The organism is Streptomyces exfoliatus (assembly GCF_000725545.1).
GTDB classification, from domain to species: Bacteria; Actinomycetota; Actinomycetes; order Streptomycetales; family Streptomycetaceae; genus Streptomyces; species Streptomyces exfoliatus.
The window spans coordinates 1-15,385 of record NZ_JNZP01000019.1; the positions used below are offsets into that span (position 1 = coordinate 1).

General features: G+C 72.7%; 15 protein-coding genes. 4 read left to right on the plus strand and 11 right to left on the minus strand.

From position 1 onward, the window contains the following. From IO20_RS0123100 to rimP, 8 genes are all read right to left on the minus strand, one after another. Positions 1-1,842: trypsin-like peptidase domain-containing protein (locus IO20_RS0123100; RefSeq protein ID WP_031127619.1), on the minus strand; the 1,842-nt coding region annotated here is incomplete at its 3' end. Between the two features lie 223 nt (positions 1,843-2,065). After that, positions 2,066-2,965: a tRNA pseudouridine(55) synthase TruB gene (gene truB, locus IO20_RS0123105; RefSeq protein WP_030550913.1), complete on the minus strand. Its 900-nt coding sequence runs from the start codon at positions 2,963-2,965 to the stop codon at positions 2,066-2,068. Continuing rightward, on the minus strand, positions 2,962-3,402 hold the full coding sequence (gene rbfA, locus IO20_RS0123110; protein ID WP_030550915.1) for a 30S ribosome-binding factor RbfA: 441 nt from the start codon (positions 3,400-3,402) through the stop codon (positions 2,962-2,964). The genes truB and rbfA overlap by 4 nt, the downstream gene beginning before the upstream one ends. A 30-nt stretch (positions 3,403-3,432) precedes the next feature. Continuing rightward, on the minus strand, positions 3,433-3,726 hold the full coding sequence (locus IO20_RS0123115; protein ID WP_030206595.1) for a DUF503 domain-containing protein: 294 nt from the start codon (positions 3,724-3,726) through the stop codon (positions 3,433-3,435). Between the two features lie 148 nt (positions 3,727-3,874). Next, a complete protein-coding gene (gene infB / locus IO20_RS38780) occupies positions 3,875-6,976 on the minus strand; it encodes a translation initiation factor IF-2 (RefSeq protein ID WP_078946025.1) in 3,102 nt (1,033 codons plus the stop codon). Between the two features lie 150 nt (positions 6,977-7,126). Next, positions 7,127-7,405, minus strand: coding sequence for a YlxR family protein (locus IO20_RS0123125; RefSeq protein ID WP_078946026.1), 279 nt, complete (start codon positions 7,403-7,405; stop codon positions 7,127-7,129). 74 nt (positions 7,406-7,479) lie between these two features. Then, on the minus strand, positions 7,480-8,475 hold the full coding sequence (nusA, locus tag IO20_RS0123130; RefSeq protein ID WP_030206586.1) for a transcription termination factor NusA: 996 nt from the start codon (positions 8,473-8,475) through the stop codon (positions 7,480-7,482). Positions 8,476-8,477: 2 nt separating this feature from the next. Further along, positions 8,478-8,984, minus strand: a complete 507-nt coding sequence (rimP, locus tag IO20_RS0123135) for a ribosome maturation factor RimP (RefSeq protein ID WP_030550921.1) — start codon at positions 8,982-8,984, stop codon at positions 8,478-8,480. A gap of 166 nt (positions 8,985-9,150) precedes the next feature. Between rimP and IO20_RS0123140 the strand changes: the two genes are divergently transcribed. From IO20_RS0123140 to IO20_RS0123155, 4 genes are all read left to right on the plus strand, one after another. Then, a complete protein-coding gene (locus IO20_RS0123140; RefSeq protein ID WP_030550923.1) occupies positions 9,151-9,705 on the plus strand; it encodes a hypothetical protein in 555 nt (184 codons plus the stop codon). Continuing rightward, entirely contained in the window at positions 9,702-10,118 is a 417-nt protein-coding gene (locus tag IO20_RS0123145) for a ferritin-like domain-containing protein (protein WP_030550925.1), read from the plus strand. The genes IO20_RS0123140 and IO20_RS0123145 overlap by 4 nt, the downstream gene beginning before the upstream one ends. 31 nt (positions 10,119-10,149) lie before the next feature. Beyond that, on the plus strand, positions 10,150-11,058 hold the full coding sequence (locus IO20_RS0123150) for an aminoglycoside phosphotransferase family protein (RefSeq protein WP_030550927.1): 909 nt from the start codon (positions 10,150-10,152) through the stop codon (positions 11,056-11,058). Positions 11,059-11,125: 67 nt separating this feature from the next. Next, on the plus strand, positions 11,126-12,061 hold the full coding sequence (locus tag IO20_RS0123155; RefSeq protein WP_037636124.1) for a slipin family protein: 936 nt from the start codon (positions 11,126-11,128) through the stop codon (positions 12,059-12,061). 63 nt (positions 12,062-12,124) lie between these two features. On the opposite strand, the gene IO20_RS0123160 is transcribed toward IO20_RS0123155, so the two are convergent. From IO20_RS0123160 to IO20_RS0123170, 3 genes are all read right to left on the minus strand, one after another. Beyond that, positions 12,125-13,825 (minus strand): proline--tRNA ligase, encoded by a 1,701-nt coding sequence (locus IO20_RS0123160; protein WP_030550931.1) that lies wholly within the window; start codon positions 13,823-13,825, stop codon positions 12,125-12,127. Between the two features lie 109 nt (positions 13,826-13,934). Next, complete coding sequence (locus IO20_RS0123165; RefSeq protein ID WP_030550934.1) at positions 13,935-14,480, minus strand: GNAT family N-acetyltransferase; 546 nt, start codon at positions 14,478-14,480, stop codon at positions 13,935-13,937. Between the two features lie 28 nt (positions 14,481-14,508). Next, on the minus strand, positions 14,509-15,354 hold the full coding sequence (locus tag IO20_RS0123170; RefSeq protein WP_030550935.1) for a GNAT family N-acetyltransferase: 846 nt from the start codon (positions 15,352-15,354) through the stop codon (positions 14,509-14,511). Positions 15,355-15,385 lie beyond the last annotated feature (31 nt).

Here is a 15,385-nt window from a genome sequence, read left to right on the forward strand (position 1 = left end):
GAGCGGGTGGGGGGACGGGCCGGGCGGGACCGGCCGGTCCTCGCCTCCCGGCGTCGGGGAAGCGGCGCCGGCGGAGAGGAGCGCGGGAAGGGCCGCGTCCAGGTCCAGGTGGGCGGCCTGTACCCAGTCCGCGAGTTCCTCGTGGGCGAAGCGGTAGCCGCTGCCGGCGGGGACGAGCAGGCCTTCGGTGAGGACCGCCGAGGCCCAGCCGTCCCGCCAGGGGAAGAGCTGCTCGAAGGAGGCCCGGTCGAGGACGCCGTGCCCGGGGCCGAGGCACCGGCGGGCCGCCTCGTGGACCTGGCCGGTCACGCGCGCGGCGAGCCGGCGTACGGCGGTCCCCCGGACGAGCGGCCGGGAGCCCGCGGCGATCCGGACGGCGATGCGCAGGCACATGAGGTCCAGGTAGGCGGTGAAGATCTCCTCGCGTCCCGGCCGCCCGGGTACGTGCCCCGGCAGCGCGGCCCGCACCTCGGCGAGCAGCCGCAGGGCGAGCGGGTGCCGGGCGTCGCACTCGGCGAGGTCCGTCTCCCGGAGGCCGTATCCCTCGCGTACGGCCCGTGCCTCCGTCGCGGAGTACGGCCCGAGGACGAGGGCGGCGGGCACCGCCTCCCCGAGTCGGGGTCCGGGTCCCTGTCCGGCCGCCGGCCGGTGGAGCGCGCCCGGGGTGTAGAGCGCACCGGCCAGTTCCCAGTGCTCGGGGCGGCAGGCGGTGACGAGGTGGGCGTGGTGGGCGCGGAGCCAGTCCTCGGTGGCGGCGGTCCAGTCGGCGAGCCGGTGGGCGAGGAGCGGCGGCATCTCCTCGGGGCCGTCGAGGACGACGAGGAGCCGGCGGCCCGCCTCGTGGGCGAGGGCGGCGGCCCGTTCGGGGGTGGCGGTCGTGGTGTCGCCGAGCGCCCCGGAGGCGGCGACGATACGGCCCGCCTGGTGCAGGGCGCGGCCGACGGCGTCGGCGAGCGAGCGGTCCTCGGCGCGCAGGTCGGCGCCGCGCAGCCGGACGGTGGGGGCCGGGGCGGCGCCCCCGGCGCGGCGGGCGCAGAGCGCGGCGAGCGCGGTGGTGCGGCCGGTGCCGGGGGCGCCGACGAGCGCGAGGACCGGGGCGTCGCCCGCCGTGAAGCGGGTGAACTCGCCGACGCACTGGAGCCGTTCGACGGGATCGGGCCAGGGGTCGGGCTCCCGTACGGGTCCGGCGGAGGTCGCGGCGAGCTCCAGGATTCCGGCGAGGTTGAGGTCGGGGCCGTAGGCGGGGACGGTGGCCGCGTTGCGCCGGAGCACGGCGGTGAGGGGGCCCTCGGGGCGGAGGGGCACGGCGTAACCTGCGGCCTTGCGACGGCCGTGCAGGGCGGTGCCGAGGACGGCGAGGACGGTGCCGGTGGCGGTGTCGAGGACGGGGCCGCCGGCGGCCTGTCCGCTGAGGCGGAGGGCCTCGGCCCCCTCGGTGCCGATGGCGAGTTCGAGGGCTTCGGCGAGGTCGTGGCAGCGGTCGGTGGCGACGTACGTGACGGCGGCGGGGCCGAGGACACGGGCCTCGCGCCAGCCCTGGGCGGCGATCCGCACGTACGTGCCGGGTTCGATCCGGTCGCGGGTCGCGAGCGGCAGCGGGCGGACGCCGAGCCCTTCGGTGCGCACCAGGGCGAGGCCCCGCTCCGGCAGGGAGGTGACGGCCTCGGCCTCGGCGAGCCAGCTCCGGTCGCCGGGGGCGCGCAGGAGGACACGGCTGAGCCCGTCGACGGCTTCGTGGCTGGTGACGACCGTTCCGTGGTGGTCGGCGAGGAATCCGGTACCGCGCGGCCGGCCCGCCAGATCGCAGATACGTACCAGCGTCGCCAGGTCCCCGCGTCCCATGGTGTCGACGGTAGGTCTCCGGTGATCACCCGGAGGCGCACGAGGGGAAACGCGCCCCCTGGCACTCCCCCATTCACTCCGAGCGCCTCCCCGATGGGGTGATTTCGCGGATTCCGCCGGACAGACTCTCCCGGGGGGGATGGGGGGACAACGGTGGGGCGGGCACGCGCGCGTGCCCGCCCCACCGTGAAGCCCTACGGCCCTGGTCCCGGCGGCCCGTGTCTCAGCCGAAGACGGCGAGGCTCTTGGCCTTGCCCCGCTGGTCCTCGACGAGCGCGAGGAGCTTCCCGTCCGGTCCGTAGACCGCGACCGGACCCGCCGGGTACGCCGGCATCTCCAGACGGACGCCGTTGAGCAGCAGCGCGGCCCGCTTCTCGTCGACCTCCCACCGGGGGAAGGCCGCCGCGGCCGCGTCGGCGACCGGCATGACCGTGAGCTCCTCCTGGAGCTGGTCGAGCGTCTTCGCCGAGTCCAGCTTGTACGGGCCGACCCGGGTGCGGCGCAGCGCGGTCAGATGACCGCCCACACCGAGCCCGGCGCCGAGGTCCCGGGCGAGCGCCCGGATGTACGTACCGGAGGAGCAGACGACGGAGACGACGAGGTCGACGACGGGGGTGCCGTCCTCGGCGGTCGCCTCGCGGACGTCGTACACCTGGAAGGAGGAGACGGTGACCGGGCGGGCCGGGATCTCGAACTCCTCGCCGCCGCGCACGCGGGCGTACGACCGCTTGCCGTCGATCTTGATCGCGGAGACCTTCGACGGCACCTGCATGATGGCGCCGGTCAGCTCGGCGACGCCCGCGTCGATGCCTTCTCGGGTGACCTTCGAAGCGTCGACCGACGCCGTGATCTCGCCCTCGGCGTCGTCGGTGATCGTGGTCTGGCCCAGGCGGATGGTGCCCAGGTACTCCTTCTCGGTCAGCGCGAGGTGACCGAGGAGCTTGGTCGCCCGCTCCACGCCGAGGACGAGGACGCCCGTGGCCATGGGGTCGAGCGTGCCGGCGTGGCCGACGCGGCGGGTCCTGGCGATCCCGCGCATCTTGGCCACGACGTCGTGCGAGGTGAAGCCCGACGGCTTGTCGACGATGACAAGGCCGTCGGGCGTCTTTGCTGCGTTGCTCATTCGGCGGCTTCGTCCTCGCCCGGCTTCTTGTAGGGGTCGGCCTCGCCCGCGAAGGCGGCGCCCGAGGACGCCTCCCGCACTTGGGCGTCGATGGCCCGCGCCTTGTCGAGGAGGTTCTCGATGGTCTTGGCGTTCTCCGGAAGGGCGTCCGCCACGAAGGTCAGCGTCGGGGTGAACTTGGTCTGGGCAGCGCGGCCCACGGCCGAACGGAGGATGCCCTTGGCACTCTCCAGGCCGGCGGCGGCGCTCGCCCGCTCCTCCTCGTCGCCGTAGACCGTGTAGAAGACCGTGGCCTCCCGCAGGTCGCCGGTGACGCGGGTGTCCGTGATGGTCACGTGCGTGCCCAGGCGGGGGTCCTTGATGCCGCGCTGCAGCTTCTCGGCGACCACCTCCCGGATGAGGTCTGCCAGCTTCTTCGCCCGCGCGTTGTCGGCCACTGGTCCTTCTCCTTCTTTGCCTTGCTCAAATCAGTCTTCATCAGTGTGGAGCCTGCGGCGCACCGACAGCAGCTCCACCTCGGGGCGGGCGGCGACGAGCCGCTCGCACCGGTCCAGTACGTCGCTGAGATGTGCCGTGTCCCCCGACACCATCGCGACGCCGATCTCGACCCGCCGGTGGAGGTTCTGGCCGCTGACCTCCGCCACGCTCACCGCGAACTTCCGATGGAGCTCGGCGACGATCGGCTTGACGAGGGAGCGTTTCTCCTTCAACGAACGAACGTCGCCGAGGAGCAGATCGAAGGACAGTGTCCCCACATACATGTGTGTCCGGATGTCCCGCCGGTTCGGGTTCGGTGTTCCCGCCGACCACTCGGCGGGGACACCGGAAACCGTACACGCAACGGCCGGGGCCGATCGACGGAATACTTTCCGCCGACCGGCCCCGGCTCACTGCTGCGATGGGACGCGATCAGCCGCGCGGCTTCTCGCGCATCTCGTACGTCGCGATGACGTCGTCGATCTTGATGTCGTTGAAGTTTCCGAGGTTGATACCGCCCTCGAAGCCTTCGCGGATCTCGGTGACGTCGTCCTTGAAGCGGCGCAGACCGTGGATCGTGAGGTCCTCGGCGATGACCTTGCCGTCGCGGACCAGACGCGCCTTGGTGTTGCGCTTGACCTCGCCCGAGCGGATGAGGACACCGGCGATGTTGCCCAGCTTGGACGAGCGGAAGACCTCGCGGATCTCCGCCGTACCGAGCTCGACCTCTTCGTACTCCGGCTTGAGGAGGCCCTTGAGCGCCGCCTCGATCTCCTCGATCGCCTGGTAGATGACCGAGTAGTACCGGACGTCGACGCCCTCGCGCTCCGCCATCTGCGCGGCACGGCCGGCCGCACGGACGTTGTAGCCGATGACGATGGCGTCGGAGCCCATGGCCAGGTCGATGTCCGACTCGGTGACCGCACCCACACCGCGGTGCAGGACACGGATGTCGACCTCTTCGCCGACGTCGAGCTGGAGCAGCGAAGCCTCCAGGGCCTCGACCGCACCGGACGCGTCGCCCTTGATGATGAGGTTGAGTTCCTGGACGAGACCGGCCTTGAGCACCTTGTCGAGGTCCTCGAGGGACACCCGGCGGACGCGCTTGGCGAAGGCGGCGTTGCGCTCACGCGCAGCGCGCTTCTCGGCGATCTGACGCGCCGTACGGTCCTCGTCGACCACCAGGAGGTTGTCGCCGGCACCCGGCACGTTGGTGAGACCGAGCACCAGGACGGGAGTCGACGGGGTCGCCTCCTCGACGTTGTTGCCCTTGTCGTCGAGCATCGCCCGGACGCGGCCGTACGCGTCGCCGACCACCACGGTGTCGCCGATGCGCAGCGTTCCGCGCTGGACCAGGACGGTCGAGACGGCACCGCGACCACGGTCGAGGTGGGACTCGATCGCAATACCCTGCGCGTCCTGGTTCGGGTTGGCCCGCAGGTCGAGCGAGGCGTCGGCGGTGAGGACGACGGCCTCGAGCAGGGAGTCGATGTGCAGACCCTGCTTGGCGGAGATGTCGACGAACATCGTGTCGCCGCCGTACTCCTCGGCCACCAGACCGAACTCGGTCAGCTGACCGCGGACCTTGGTCGGGTCCGCACCCTCGACGTCGATCTTGTTGACCGCGACGACGATCGGGACGCCGGCGGCCTTGGCGTGGTTGAGCGCCTCGATCGTCTGCGGCATGACGCCGTCGTTGGCCGCGACCACGAGGATCGCGATGTCGGTCGACTTCGCACCACGGGCACGCATGGCGGTGAACGCCTCGTGACCCGGGGTGTCGATGAAGGTGATGCGACGCTCTTCGCCGTTGACCTCGGTACCCACCTGGTAGGCACCGATGTGCTGGGTGATGCCACCGGCCTCGCCCGCGACGACGTTCGTCTTGCGGATCGCGTCGAGCAGTCGGGTCTTACCGTGGTCGACGTGACCCATGACGGTGACGACCGGCGGACGGGAGACCAGAGCCTCTTCGCCACCCTCGTCCTCGCCGAACTCGATGTCGAAGGACTCGAGCAGCTCGCGGTCCTCCTCCTCGGGGCTGACGATCTGAACGGTGTAGTTCATCTCGTCACCGAGCATCTGCAGCGTGTCGTCGGAGACCGACTGCGTCGCCGTGACCATCTCGCCGAGGTTCATCATCACCGCGACGAGCGACGCCGGGTTGGCGCCGATCTTCTCGGCGAAGTCGGTGAGGGACGCACCGCGCGACAGGCGGATGACCTCGCCGCCACCGCGGGGAAGCATCACGCCGCCCACGGACGGGGCCTGCATGGCCTCGTACTCCTGGCGCCTCTGACGCTTCGACTTGCGACCACGACGCGCGGGACCGCCGGGACGACCGAAGGCGCCCTGCGTGCCACCACGTCCACCCGGACCGCCGGGACGGCCACCGAAGCCACCGGGACGACCGCCGAAGCCGCCGCCACCGCCGCCGGGACCACCCGGACGACCGCCGCCGCCACCACCGGGACCACCGGGACGGCCGGCGAAGCCGCCACCGCCACCGCCGGGACCGGCCGGACGACCGGTGAAGCCGGGACGACCGCCGCCGCCACCGCCGGGGCCAGCCGGACGGCCGCCGGGGCCACCGGGGCCACGACCGCCAGGACCGGGACGCGGGCCGGCAGCGGGACGCTGCGGCATCATGCCCGGGTTCGGACGGTTACCGCCGGGCGCGCCGCCCGGACGGGGAGCCTGCGGGCGAGGCATGCCACCGGGGGTCGGACGGGCGCCGCCCTGACCCTGGGGACGCGGGGCGCCACCGGGGCCGCCCTGCGGACGCGGAGCGCCCGGAGCGGCGCCGGGGCCACCCTGCGGACGCGGGGCGCCGCCACCGGGACGGGGCGACTGCGGCCGCGCCATGCCGGTGGAGCCACCCGAGGTGAAGGGGTTGTTGCCGGGACGCGGACCGGCCGGACGGGCACCGCCCGGACGGGGAGCGCCCTGGCCCTGCGGACGCGGCGCACCCTGACCCTGCGGGCGGGGAGCCTGCTGGGCGGGACGGGCCGGACGCTCGCCGGTGGGGCGGGGACCCGAGGCACCGGGGCGCTGACCGGCGGCGGGAGCCGACGGAGGCGCGGTGAACTCGGGGGCGGCCGGAGCCGGCGTGACCGGCTTGGGCGCGGGCTTCGGGCCCGGGCGGGGGCCCGAGGCGGCCGGAGCCGGAGAGGGGGTGCTGCTCGCGGGCGCGGCCGGAGTCACCGGAGTGACCGGGGCGGGCGCCGCAGGCGCGGCGGGGGCCGGCTTGGGAGCCGGGGCGCCGGGCTTCGGGGCAGCGGGACGTGCCGCGGCGGCCGGGGACGGCGCCGCGGGGGAGGGCGCCGCCTTGCGGGGCGCGCCAGGCTTGGCAGCGGTCTTGCCGGCGTTGCCGCCGGGACCCTGCAGTGCGTCAGTCAACTTGCGCACGACCGGCGCCTCGATCGTCGAGGACGCCGAACGGACGAATTCACCGAGTTCTTGGAGCTTGGCCATGACGACCTTGCTCTCCACACCGAACTCCTTGGCGAGTTCGTATACCCGGACCTTAGCCACTTTGCTCCTTTGTGAGGTCCGGTTACCGCCGGACCGTCGCTACTTCATGGGCGTACTCATCGCGTACTCATCGAGTGCTCATCGCAATCTCGACCTACTTCCAACTCGCGAGGTACCTGACCGCACGGTGTTCCGTGCCGTACTTCTTCACTACGGTGTCGGCCGCTCGACGTGGTGACGGAGTTCCGCGGTGTCGAGCGGGCCCTGGACCCTGAAGGCCCTCGGGAACGCTCGGCGGCGGACCGCCAGGTCGAGACAGACCACGGCGGGGTGCAGGTACGCACCCCGGCCGGGCAGCGTACCGCGATGATCAGGAACGCATTCGTCCTTGCTCACCACGATCCGCAGCAGATCGCTCTTGGCCGCTCGCTCCCGGCATCCCACACAGGTTCGCTCAGGGCACGCACGGTCCTGCGTCCGGCCAGACACGATTAAGTCTACCTCCCCGTACCGACCTCACCTGTTTGGGGCAAGAATCGAACAGTCGTTGGCCAAAAACGGTCTCAGTCCTCCGGACCGCTCGGCTCCGTGTCCGGCCGGATGTCGATCCGCCAGCCGGTGAGCCGCGCGGCGAGGCGGGCGTTCTGGCCCTCCTTGCCGATGGCCAGCGACAGCTGGTAGTCCGGCACCGTCACGCGGGCGGAACGGGCCGCCATGTCGACGATCTCGACCCTGGACACCCGCGCCGGGGAGAGCGCGTTCGCCACCATCTCGGCCGGGTCGTCCGACCAGTCGACGATGTCGATCTTCTCGCCGAGCAGCTCCGCCATCACGTTCCGCACGCGGCTGCCCATCGGGCCGATGCAGGCGCCCTTGGGGTTCAGACCCGAACGGGTGGAACGGACGGCGATCTTGGTGCGGTGGCCGGCCTCACGGGCGATCGCCGAGATCTCGACCGATCCGTCGGCGATCTCCGGCACCTCGAGGGCGAACAGCTTCTTCACCAGATTGGGATGCGTACGCGAAAGGGTGACGGACGGACCGCGCACACCCTTCGCCACCCGGACGACGTACGTGCGCAGCCGCAGACCGTGCGTGTAGTCCTCGCCCGGCACCTGCTCCTGCACCGGAAGGATGGCTTCCAGCTTGTCGTCGAGGCGGACCAGGACGTTCTTCGGGTCCTTGCCCTGCTGCACCACACCGGCGACGACATCGCCCTCGCGGCGCGCGTACTCGCCGAACGTCACGTCGTTCTCGGCGTCCCGCAGCCGCTGCTGGATGACCTGGCGGGCGGTGCTCGCCGCGATCCGGCCGAAGTCGGACGGGGTGTCGTCGAAGTCCTTGGGCTCCTGGCCCTCCTCCAGGTCGGAGGGGTCTTCCTTCGCCCACACCGTCACGTGCCCGGTGGCCCGGTCCAGCTCCACGCGCGCGTGGCGGCGGGCGTCGGGGGTGCGGTGGTAGGCGATGAGGAGGGCCGACTCGATCGCCTCGACCAGCAGGTCGAAGGAGATCTCCTTCTCATGCGCCAAGCCCTTGAGCAGCTTCACGTCGATGTCCACGGCTACGCCTCCTCTTCCTTCTTGTCCTTGCGGTTGAACTCGATCTCGACACGCGCCTTGACGATGTCGGCGAACTCGACCCGGCGGGCGGTGGGCTTGCGCCCCTTCACGCCCGGTACTTCGAGGTCGAGGCCGTCCGCGTCCACGGTGAGGATCCGCGCGACCAGCTCTTCGGAAGCATCGTCGGCGGACAGCTGGAGCTTCACCAGCCGGCCGACGGCCCGCACGTAGTGGCGGTGCTGGGTAAGAGGGCGGTCGGCGCCGGGCGAGCTGACTTCGAGGACGTACTCGCCCTCGCCCATCGCGTCGGTCTCGTCGAGCTTCTCGGAGATCGCGCGGCTCAGCTCGGCACAGGCGTCCAGCTCCACGCCCTCGTCCGAGTCGACGACGATCCTCAGCAGTCCGCGGCGGCCGGCCCGGGACACCTCGATCTCTTCCAGATCCAGGTCCCTCGCGTGGACGAGCGGCTCCACGAGTCCGCGCAGCCTGTCGCTCTGGGTGGTGCTCATCCGGGTGACTCCTCGGCCGCGTGTGCTGTTGTGTGTTCGTCGCGTGTCAGACCAAAGGGTATCCGGTCCGGGAGGGTGTTGCCGTCCATCGCCCCGGGGCCCGCGGGTACGCTCGCCTGCGGTGATCCGACGATCTTCGACGACATACCACGGCTGAGGAGAGAGCGTGACGACGACGGGCAGGCGCGCACTCCTGACGGCGGGGGTCTCGGCCGCCGCCACGGCGGTCCTCGCGGGCTGCACCTCGGAGGCCCCCGGTCCGCGGCGGCCCAGCGCCGCCGAACTGGAGGCCGAACGGGTGGCGCGGGCCGAGGCGGCGCTACGGCTCCGCTCGGTGACCGCCTCCCGGACGCTGCTCGAACGGTACGACGCGACCCTCGCCGCCCACCCCGCGCTCGCGCCCCGGCTGGCCCCGCTCCGACGCTCGGTCGCGGCGCACGCGAAGGCCCTCGGCGAGGGCGGTACGACGGTGCGGCCCGCGACGGCCACGCCGAGCGCCGCGCCCGCCTCCGCCACGACGTCCCCCGACCCCACCCCCGCCCCCGTCACCGGCGACCCCCTGGCCGCGCTCGAGGAGCTCGCGGCGGCCGAGCGCACGGCCGCCGACGCGCACACCGCCGCTCTGGTCACCGCGCCGCCCGAGTACGCCAGGCTGCTCGCCTCCGTGGCCGCCGCCGGCGCGGCCCACACCTATCTGCTGACCGAAGGAGCACGGGCATGAGCGCCCTCGAAGCGACCCAGGCCGCGCTGGCCGCCGAGCACGCGGCGGTGTACGGGTACGGGGTCGTGGGCGGCCGGATCGGAGCCGAGCGGCGGGCCGAGGCCGCCGCGGCCCACGAGGCCCACCGGGGGCGCCGTGACGCCCTGCGCAGGGCCGTGCGCGACCTCGGCGGCACGCCGGTGGCGGCGGCCGCCGCGTACGAGCTGCCGTTCCGGGTCGCGGACCCGGCCGGCGCGGTACGGCTCGCGGCGATGATCGAGGACCGGGTCGCCGGGGTGTACTCGGACCTGGTCCGGGCATCCGAGGGACCACGGCGGCGCGAGGCGGCCGCCGCGCTCAGGGAGGCGGCGGTACGGGCCGTCCGCTGGCGCGGCAGCGACGTAACCTTTCCTGGGCTCGCCGAGCGGGTGTGAGCCCCGCCCCGACCGAAGGAACAACGCACGTATGGCTTTCGAACCGCCGCAGCGACTGGTGAAGGCGCTCGGTGAGACGTACGGGGACGCCGCCGCGGCCGAGTGGCTCGGGAAGCTGCCCGGGCTGGCCGACCAGGTGCTCGACCACGCCTCCCTGGACGCCGAACGCGTGCTGGCGCCGGGCGGGCGGAGCAGTCTGGTCGTGCTCGTCCGGCGCTCGGACGGCTCCCCCGCCGCGCTCAAGATCGCACCCCCGTTCAGCCGGCCCGAGCGGGAGCGGGAGGCGCTCGCGCACTGGAACGGCTGGGGCGCCGCCCTGCTGCTCGACGAGGTCGAGGGGACCGGGGCGGGCGCCCTCGTCCTCGAACGGCTGCACCACGAGGTCTCGCTGCGCTCGCTGCCCGAGGCGAAGGCGCTCCTGGAGGCTGCGGGGACCGTGCGCAAGCTGTGGGTCGACCCCCCGGCGGAGCACGGCTTCGAGACGGTGACCGAGCGGACGGCCCGGCAGGCGGAGGCGATGCGCCCGCACCTGTCCGACGCGGCGACCGGCGAGCTGACGGCGGCGGCGCTCGCGGCGCGCGAGGAGCTGGTGGCGGGCGGGGCGGAGACGCTGCTGCTGCACGGGAACTTCCGGCAGGGCAAGGTCCTGGCCGGGGACCGGGCGCCCTGGCTGGCCGTCGGGCCCGAGCCGCTGGTCGGCGAGCGGGCGTACGACCTGGCCCGGCTCGTACGGGACCGGGTCGAGGACCTGGTGGCCGCGTCCTCGGGCGCCTCGGCGGCCCGGCGGCGGGTGAACAAGCTGGCGGACTCGCTGGACCTGGACCGGGAGCGGCTGCACGGCTGGACCCTGTTCCGCGCGGTGGAGTCGGGCACGCGGGCACTGGCGGCGGGGCGGCGGCAGGAGGCCGAGCTGCTTCTCGAGTTCGCGAGCTGGCTGTAGGGGAATACCCTTTTTGTACCGTTCGCCGGTTCGCGGCGTTCGGCGGCTCGATCTCCAGGGGGCCGTAATGCTCGAAGAGCTGCTGATGGCGGCGGCCGGCGTGGCCGCGGCGGCCGCGGTCTACGCGGGCGCGGCGGCCCGGATCGTGAAGCAGTACGAGCGGGGCGTCGTCTTCCGCTTCGGCCGGCTGCGCAACGACGTCCGCGCGCCCGGCTTCACCATGATCGTTCCGGGCGTGGACCGCCTGCACAAGGTGAACATGCAGATCGTCACGATGCCCGTGCCCGCGCAGGAGGGCATCACCCGGGACAACGTGACCGTCCGGGTGGACGCGGTGGTCTACTTCAAGGTCGTCGACGCGGCGGAGGCGCTCGTCAGGGTCGAGGACTACAAGTTCGCGGTCTCGCAGATGGCGCAGACCTCGCTGCGGTCCATCATCGGCAAGAGCGACCTCGACGACCTGCTGTCGAACCGGGAGAAGCTCAACCAGGGGCTCGAACTGATGCTGGACTCCCCCGCGATCGGCTGGGGCGTGCAGATCGACCGGGTCGAGATCAAGGACGTGTCGCTGCCGGAGACGATGAAGCGCTCCATGGCCCGGCAGGCGGAGGCGGACCGGGAACGCCGGGCGCGGGTGATCAACGCCGACGCCGAGCTCCAGGCCTCGAAGAAGCTGTCGGAGGCGGCGGCGGTGATGTCCCAGCAGCCGGCGGCGCTCCAGCTGCGGCTGCTGCAGACCGTGATGGCCGTGTCGGCCGAGAAGAACTCGACGCTGGTGCTGCCGATCCCGGTGGAACTGCTGAGGTTCCTGGAACGGGCGACGCCCGGGTCCGCCGGGGCCTCCACCGGGCATGCCGAGACGATGATGCACATGCCGCCGGTGCCGCCGCCGGTGCCGCCGCGCACGGACGCGTACCTGGCGGGACGGGCCGACGCGGCGGACGCGATCGAGGACCTGACGGGGACGTCGGTGGAACCGGCGCCACGGGAGGACGCCGGTTGAGGCACCGGCGCCCCCGCGGCAGAGAGGTGGCCGGGCCCCGTGGGGTCCGGCCACCTCCTTCGCTCACGCCGTGAGGCGGGCGATCGCCTCGTCGACGGTCAGCTCCTCGCGCTCGCCCGTGCGGCGGTCCTTCAGCTCCAGGACGCCCTCGGCCGCGCGGCGGCCCGCCACCAGGATCTTCGGGACGCCCATGAGCTCCGAGTCGGTGAACTTGACGCCCGGGGAGACGCCCGCGCGGTCGTCGACCAGGACCCGCAGACCGGCCGCGGCCAGCTTGTCGGAGACCTCGAGGGCCAGCTCGGTCTGGAGCGCCTTGCCCGCGGCGACGACGTGGACGTCGGCCGGGGCGACCTCGGCCGGCCAGCACAGGCCCTTCTCGTCGGCGGTCTGCTCGGCGAGCGCCGCCACCGCGCGGGAGACGCCGATGCCGTACGAGCCCATGGTCACGCGGACCGGCTTGCCGTTCTGGCCGAGGACGTCGAGCTTGAGGGCGTCGGCGTACTTGCGGCCCAGCTGGAAGATGTGGCCGATCTCGATGGCGCGGTCCAGCTTCAGGCCGGTGCCGCACTTCGGGCACGGGTCGCCCTCCTGTACGACGACGACGTCGACGTACTCGGAGACCTCGAAGTCACGGCCCGCGACGACGTTCTTCGCGTGCATGCCGTCCTTGTTGGCGCCGGTGATCCAGGAGGTGCCGGGGGCCACGCGCGGGTCGGCGAGGTACGTGACCTTGTCCAGGCCCTGCGGGCCGACGTAGCCCCGCACCAGGTCCGCGCGGTCCGCGAAGTCCGTCTCCGTCACCATCTCGACGGTGGCGGGCGCGAAGTGCGCCTCGACCTTGCCCAGGTCGACCTCGCGGTCGCCGGGGACGCCGACCGCGACGATCTCGCCGTCGACCTTCACCAGGAGGTTCTTGAGGGTGGCGGAGGCGGGGACGCCGAGGGAGGCGGCGAGGGTCTCGATGGTCGGGGTGTCGGGGGTGGGGATCTCCTCGGCGGCGGGCACGGCGGAGCCGTCCACGGCCTTCAGCTCGTAGGAGACCGCCTCGGTGTTCGCGGCGAAGTCGCAGTTCGGGCAGTCGGCGAAGGTGTCCTCGCCGGCCTCGGCCGGGGCGAGGAACTCCTCGGACTTCGAGCCGCCCATCGCGCCGGCGGTGGCGGCGCAGATGCGGTAGTCGAGGCCGAGGCGCTCGAAGATCCGCTGGTAGGCCGCGCGGTGCAGGGCGTACGACTGGGCCAGGCCCTCGTCCTCCGTGTCGAAGGAGTACGAGTCCTTCATGAGGAACTCGCGGCCGCGCAGGATGCCGGCGCGGGGGCGGGCCTCGTCACGGAACTTGTTCTGGATCTGGTACAGGATGACCGGCAGGTCCTTGTAGGACGAGCACTGGTCCTTGACCAGGAGCGTGAAGATCTCCTCGTGCGTCGGCCCGAGGAGGTAGTCGCCGCCCTTGCGGTCCTGGAGACGGAAGAGCTCGGCGCCGTACTCGTCCCAGCGGCCGGTTGCCTCGTACGGCTCGCGGGGCAGCAGCGCGGGGAGCGTGACCTCCTGCGCGCCGATCGCGTCCATCTCCTCGCGGACGATGCGCTCGATGTTGGAGAGGACCTTCTTGCCGAGGGGCAGCCAGCTCCAGATGCCGGCGGCGGTGCGGCGGACGTAACCGGCGCGGACGAGGAGCTTGTGGCTGAGGACCTCGGCGTCGGCCGGGTCGTCGCGCAGCGTCTTCGCCATCAACTGGGACATGCGCTGGACCGGTGCGTTGGCCATGGTTCTCGTACTCCTGCAGGGCTGGGGGTCCCCCCTGCTCGAGCGAAGCCGAGAGCTCGGGGGAGGGTGATGGCCCCGAGGTTAGCCGGGCGGCCCCTGGCAGGTGAAATCAGTTCCGGCGACCGAGCGGCAGGGGCGCGCCCATCACGGCGTACGGGCGGGCGGCGCTCGGGAAGTGCACCTGGCGGGCGAGGTCGGTGTAGCCGAGGGAGCGGTAGAGGCCGCGGGCCGGGCTCTCCGTGTCGATCGCGGAGAGGATCGAGCGCGGCTCGGCGGCCGTGTCGGTGATGGTGGTGATCAGTTCACGACCGACGCCCCTGCCCTGGTGGGCCGGGTGGACGTGCAGTTCGGTGATGACGAAGGAGTCGTCGAGCCAGTCGGCGGTGCCGGTGGCGCGCAGGTACGGCTCGACGACGGTCGACCACCAGTGGGTGCGGTCGTTGGGCATCCCGTACACGAATCCGACGAGCGCGCCGTCGGGCGTGGTGGCCCCGTAGGCGCGGGCGCCGGGGCACAGCAGGTGGCGCAGCACGATGTGGCGGCGTACGGCGATCTCGTCCTCGTCCAGGCCGAAGGCGAGCGCCTGCACGGCGAGCGCCTCGTCCACCCGGGCGGCGAGATTGACCGGTCCGATCATGACCTCTGCGTCATCCATGCGGCGCACCCTACAAGCGGCCGGGGCCTCAGAACAGCACGCTCATGAAGGCGCCGGTCTCCTGGAAGCCGACACGGCGGTACGCGGCCCTCGCCGGGGTGTTGTAGTCGTTCACGTACAGGCTGACGAGGGGTGCGACGTCGGCGAGCGCGTACTGGAGCACGGCGGCCATGCCGGTCTCCGAGAGGCCCTTGCCCCGGTGTTCGGGGGCGACCCAGACGCCCTGGATCTGGCAGGCCTGCCGGGTGGCGGCGCCGATCTCCGCCTTGAAGACGACCTTGCCGTCCTCGATGCGGGCGAAGGAGCGGCCGGCGCCGACGAGTTCGGCGACCCGGGCCTGGTAGAGCAGGCCGCCGTCGTTGGCGAGCGGGGAGACGCCGACCTCCTCGGTGAACATGGCCACGCACGCGGGCATGATCACGTCCATCTCGTCCTTGCGGACGCGGCGCACCAGCGGGTCGGCGGGGACCGTCGCGGAAGGCCCCTCCGCGACCATCAGCGGCTGGCGGGCGCGGACGTCCCGCGCGGGGCCCCAGCTGGGTTCGAGGAGCCGCCACAGTTCGCCGGTGGGCTCGGCGGGCCCGACGATCGAGGAGCAGCGGCGGCCGACCCTGCGGGCCCGGTCGGCGAAGGCGCGGACGGCCTCGGGGGTGGCGCAGAGGGGCACCAGGTTGGCGCCGGAGTAGCAGAGGGAACGCAGCCGGCCCTCGCTGTACCAGCCCCACATCTCGCCGCCGAGGCGCCAGGGGTCGAGCCCGGCGACCTGGACGCGGGCGGTCACGAAGGCGTTCTCGACGGGGGCGCTCTCCAGGACGGCGAGTGCGGCGCCGAGGTCGGCGGGTTCGAGGACCCGGGTGGTGGGCTGTGTCAACACGAGGGGGGCCTCACGGTACGTTCTGCTGATT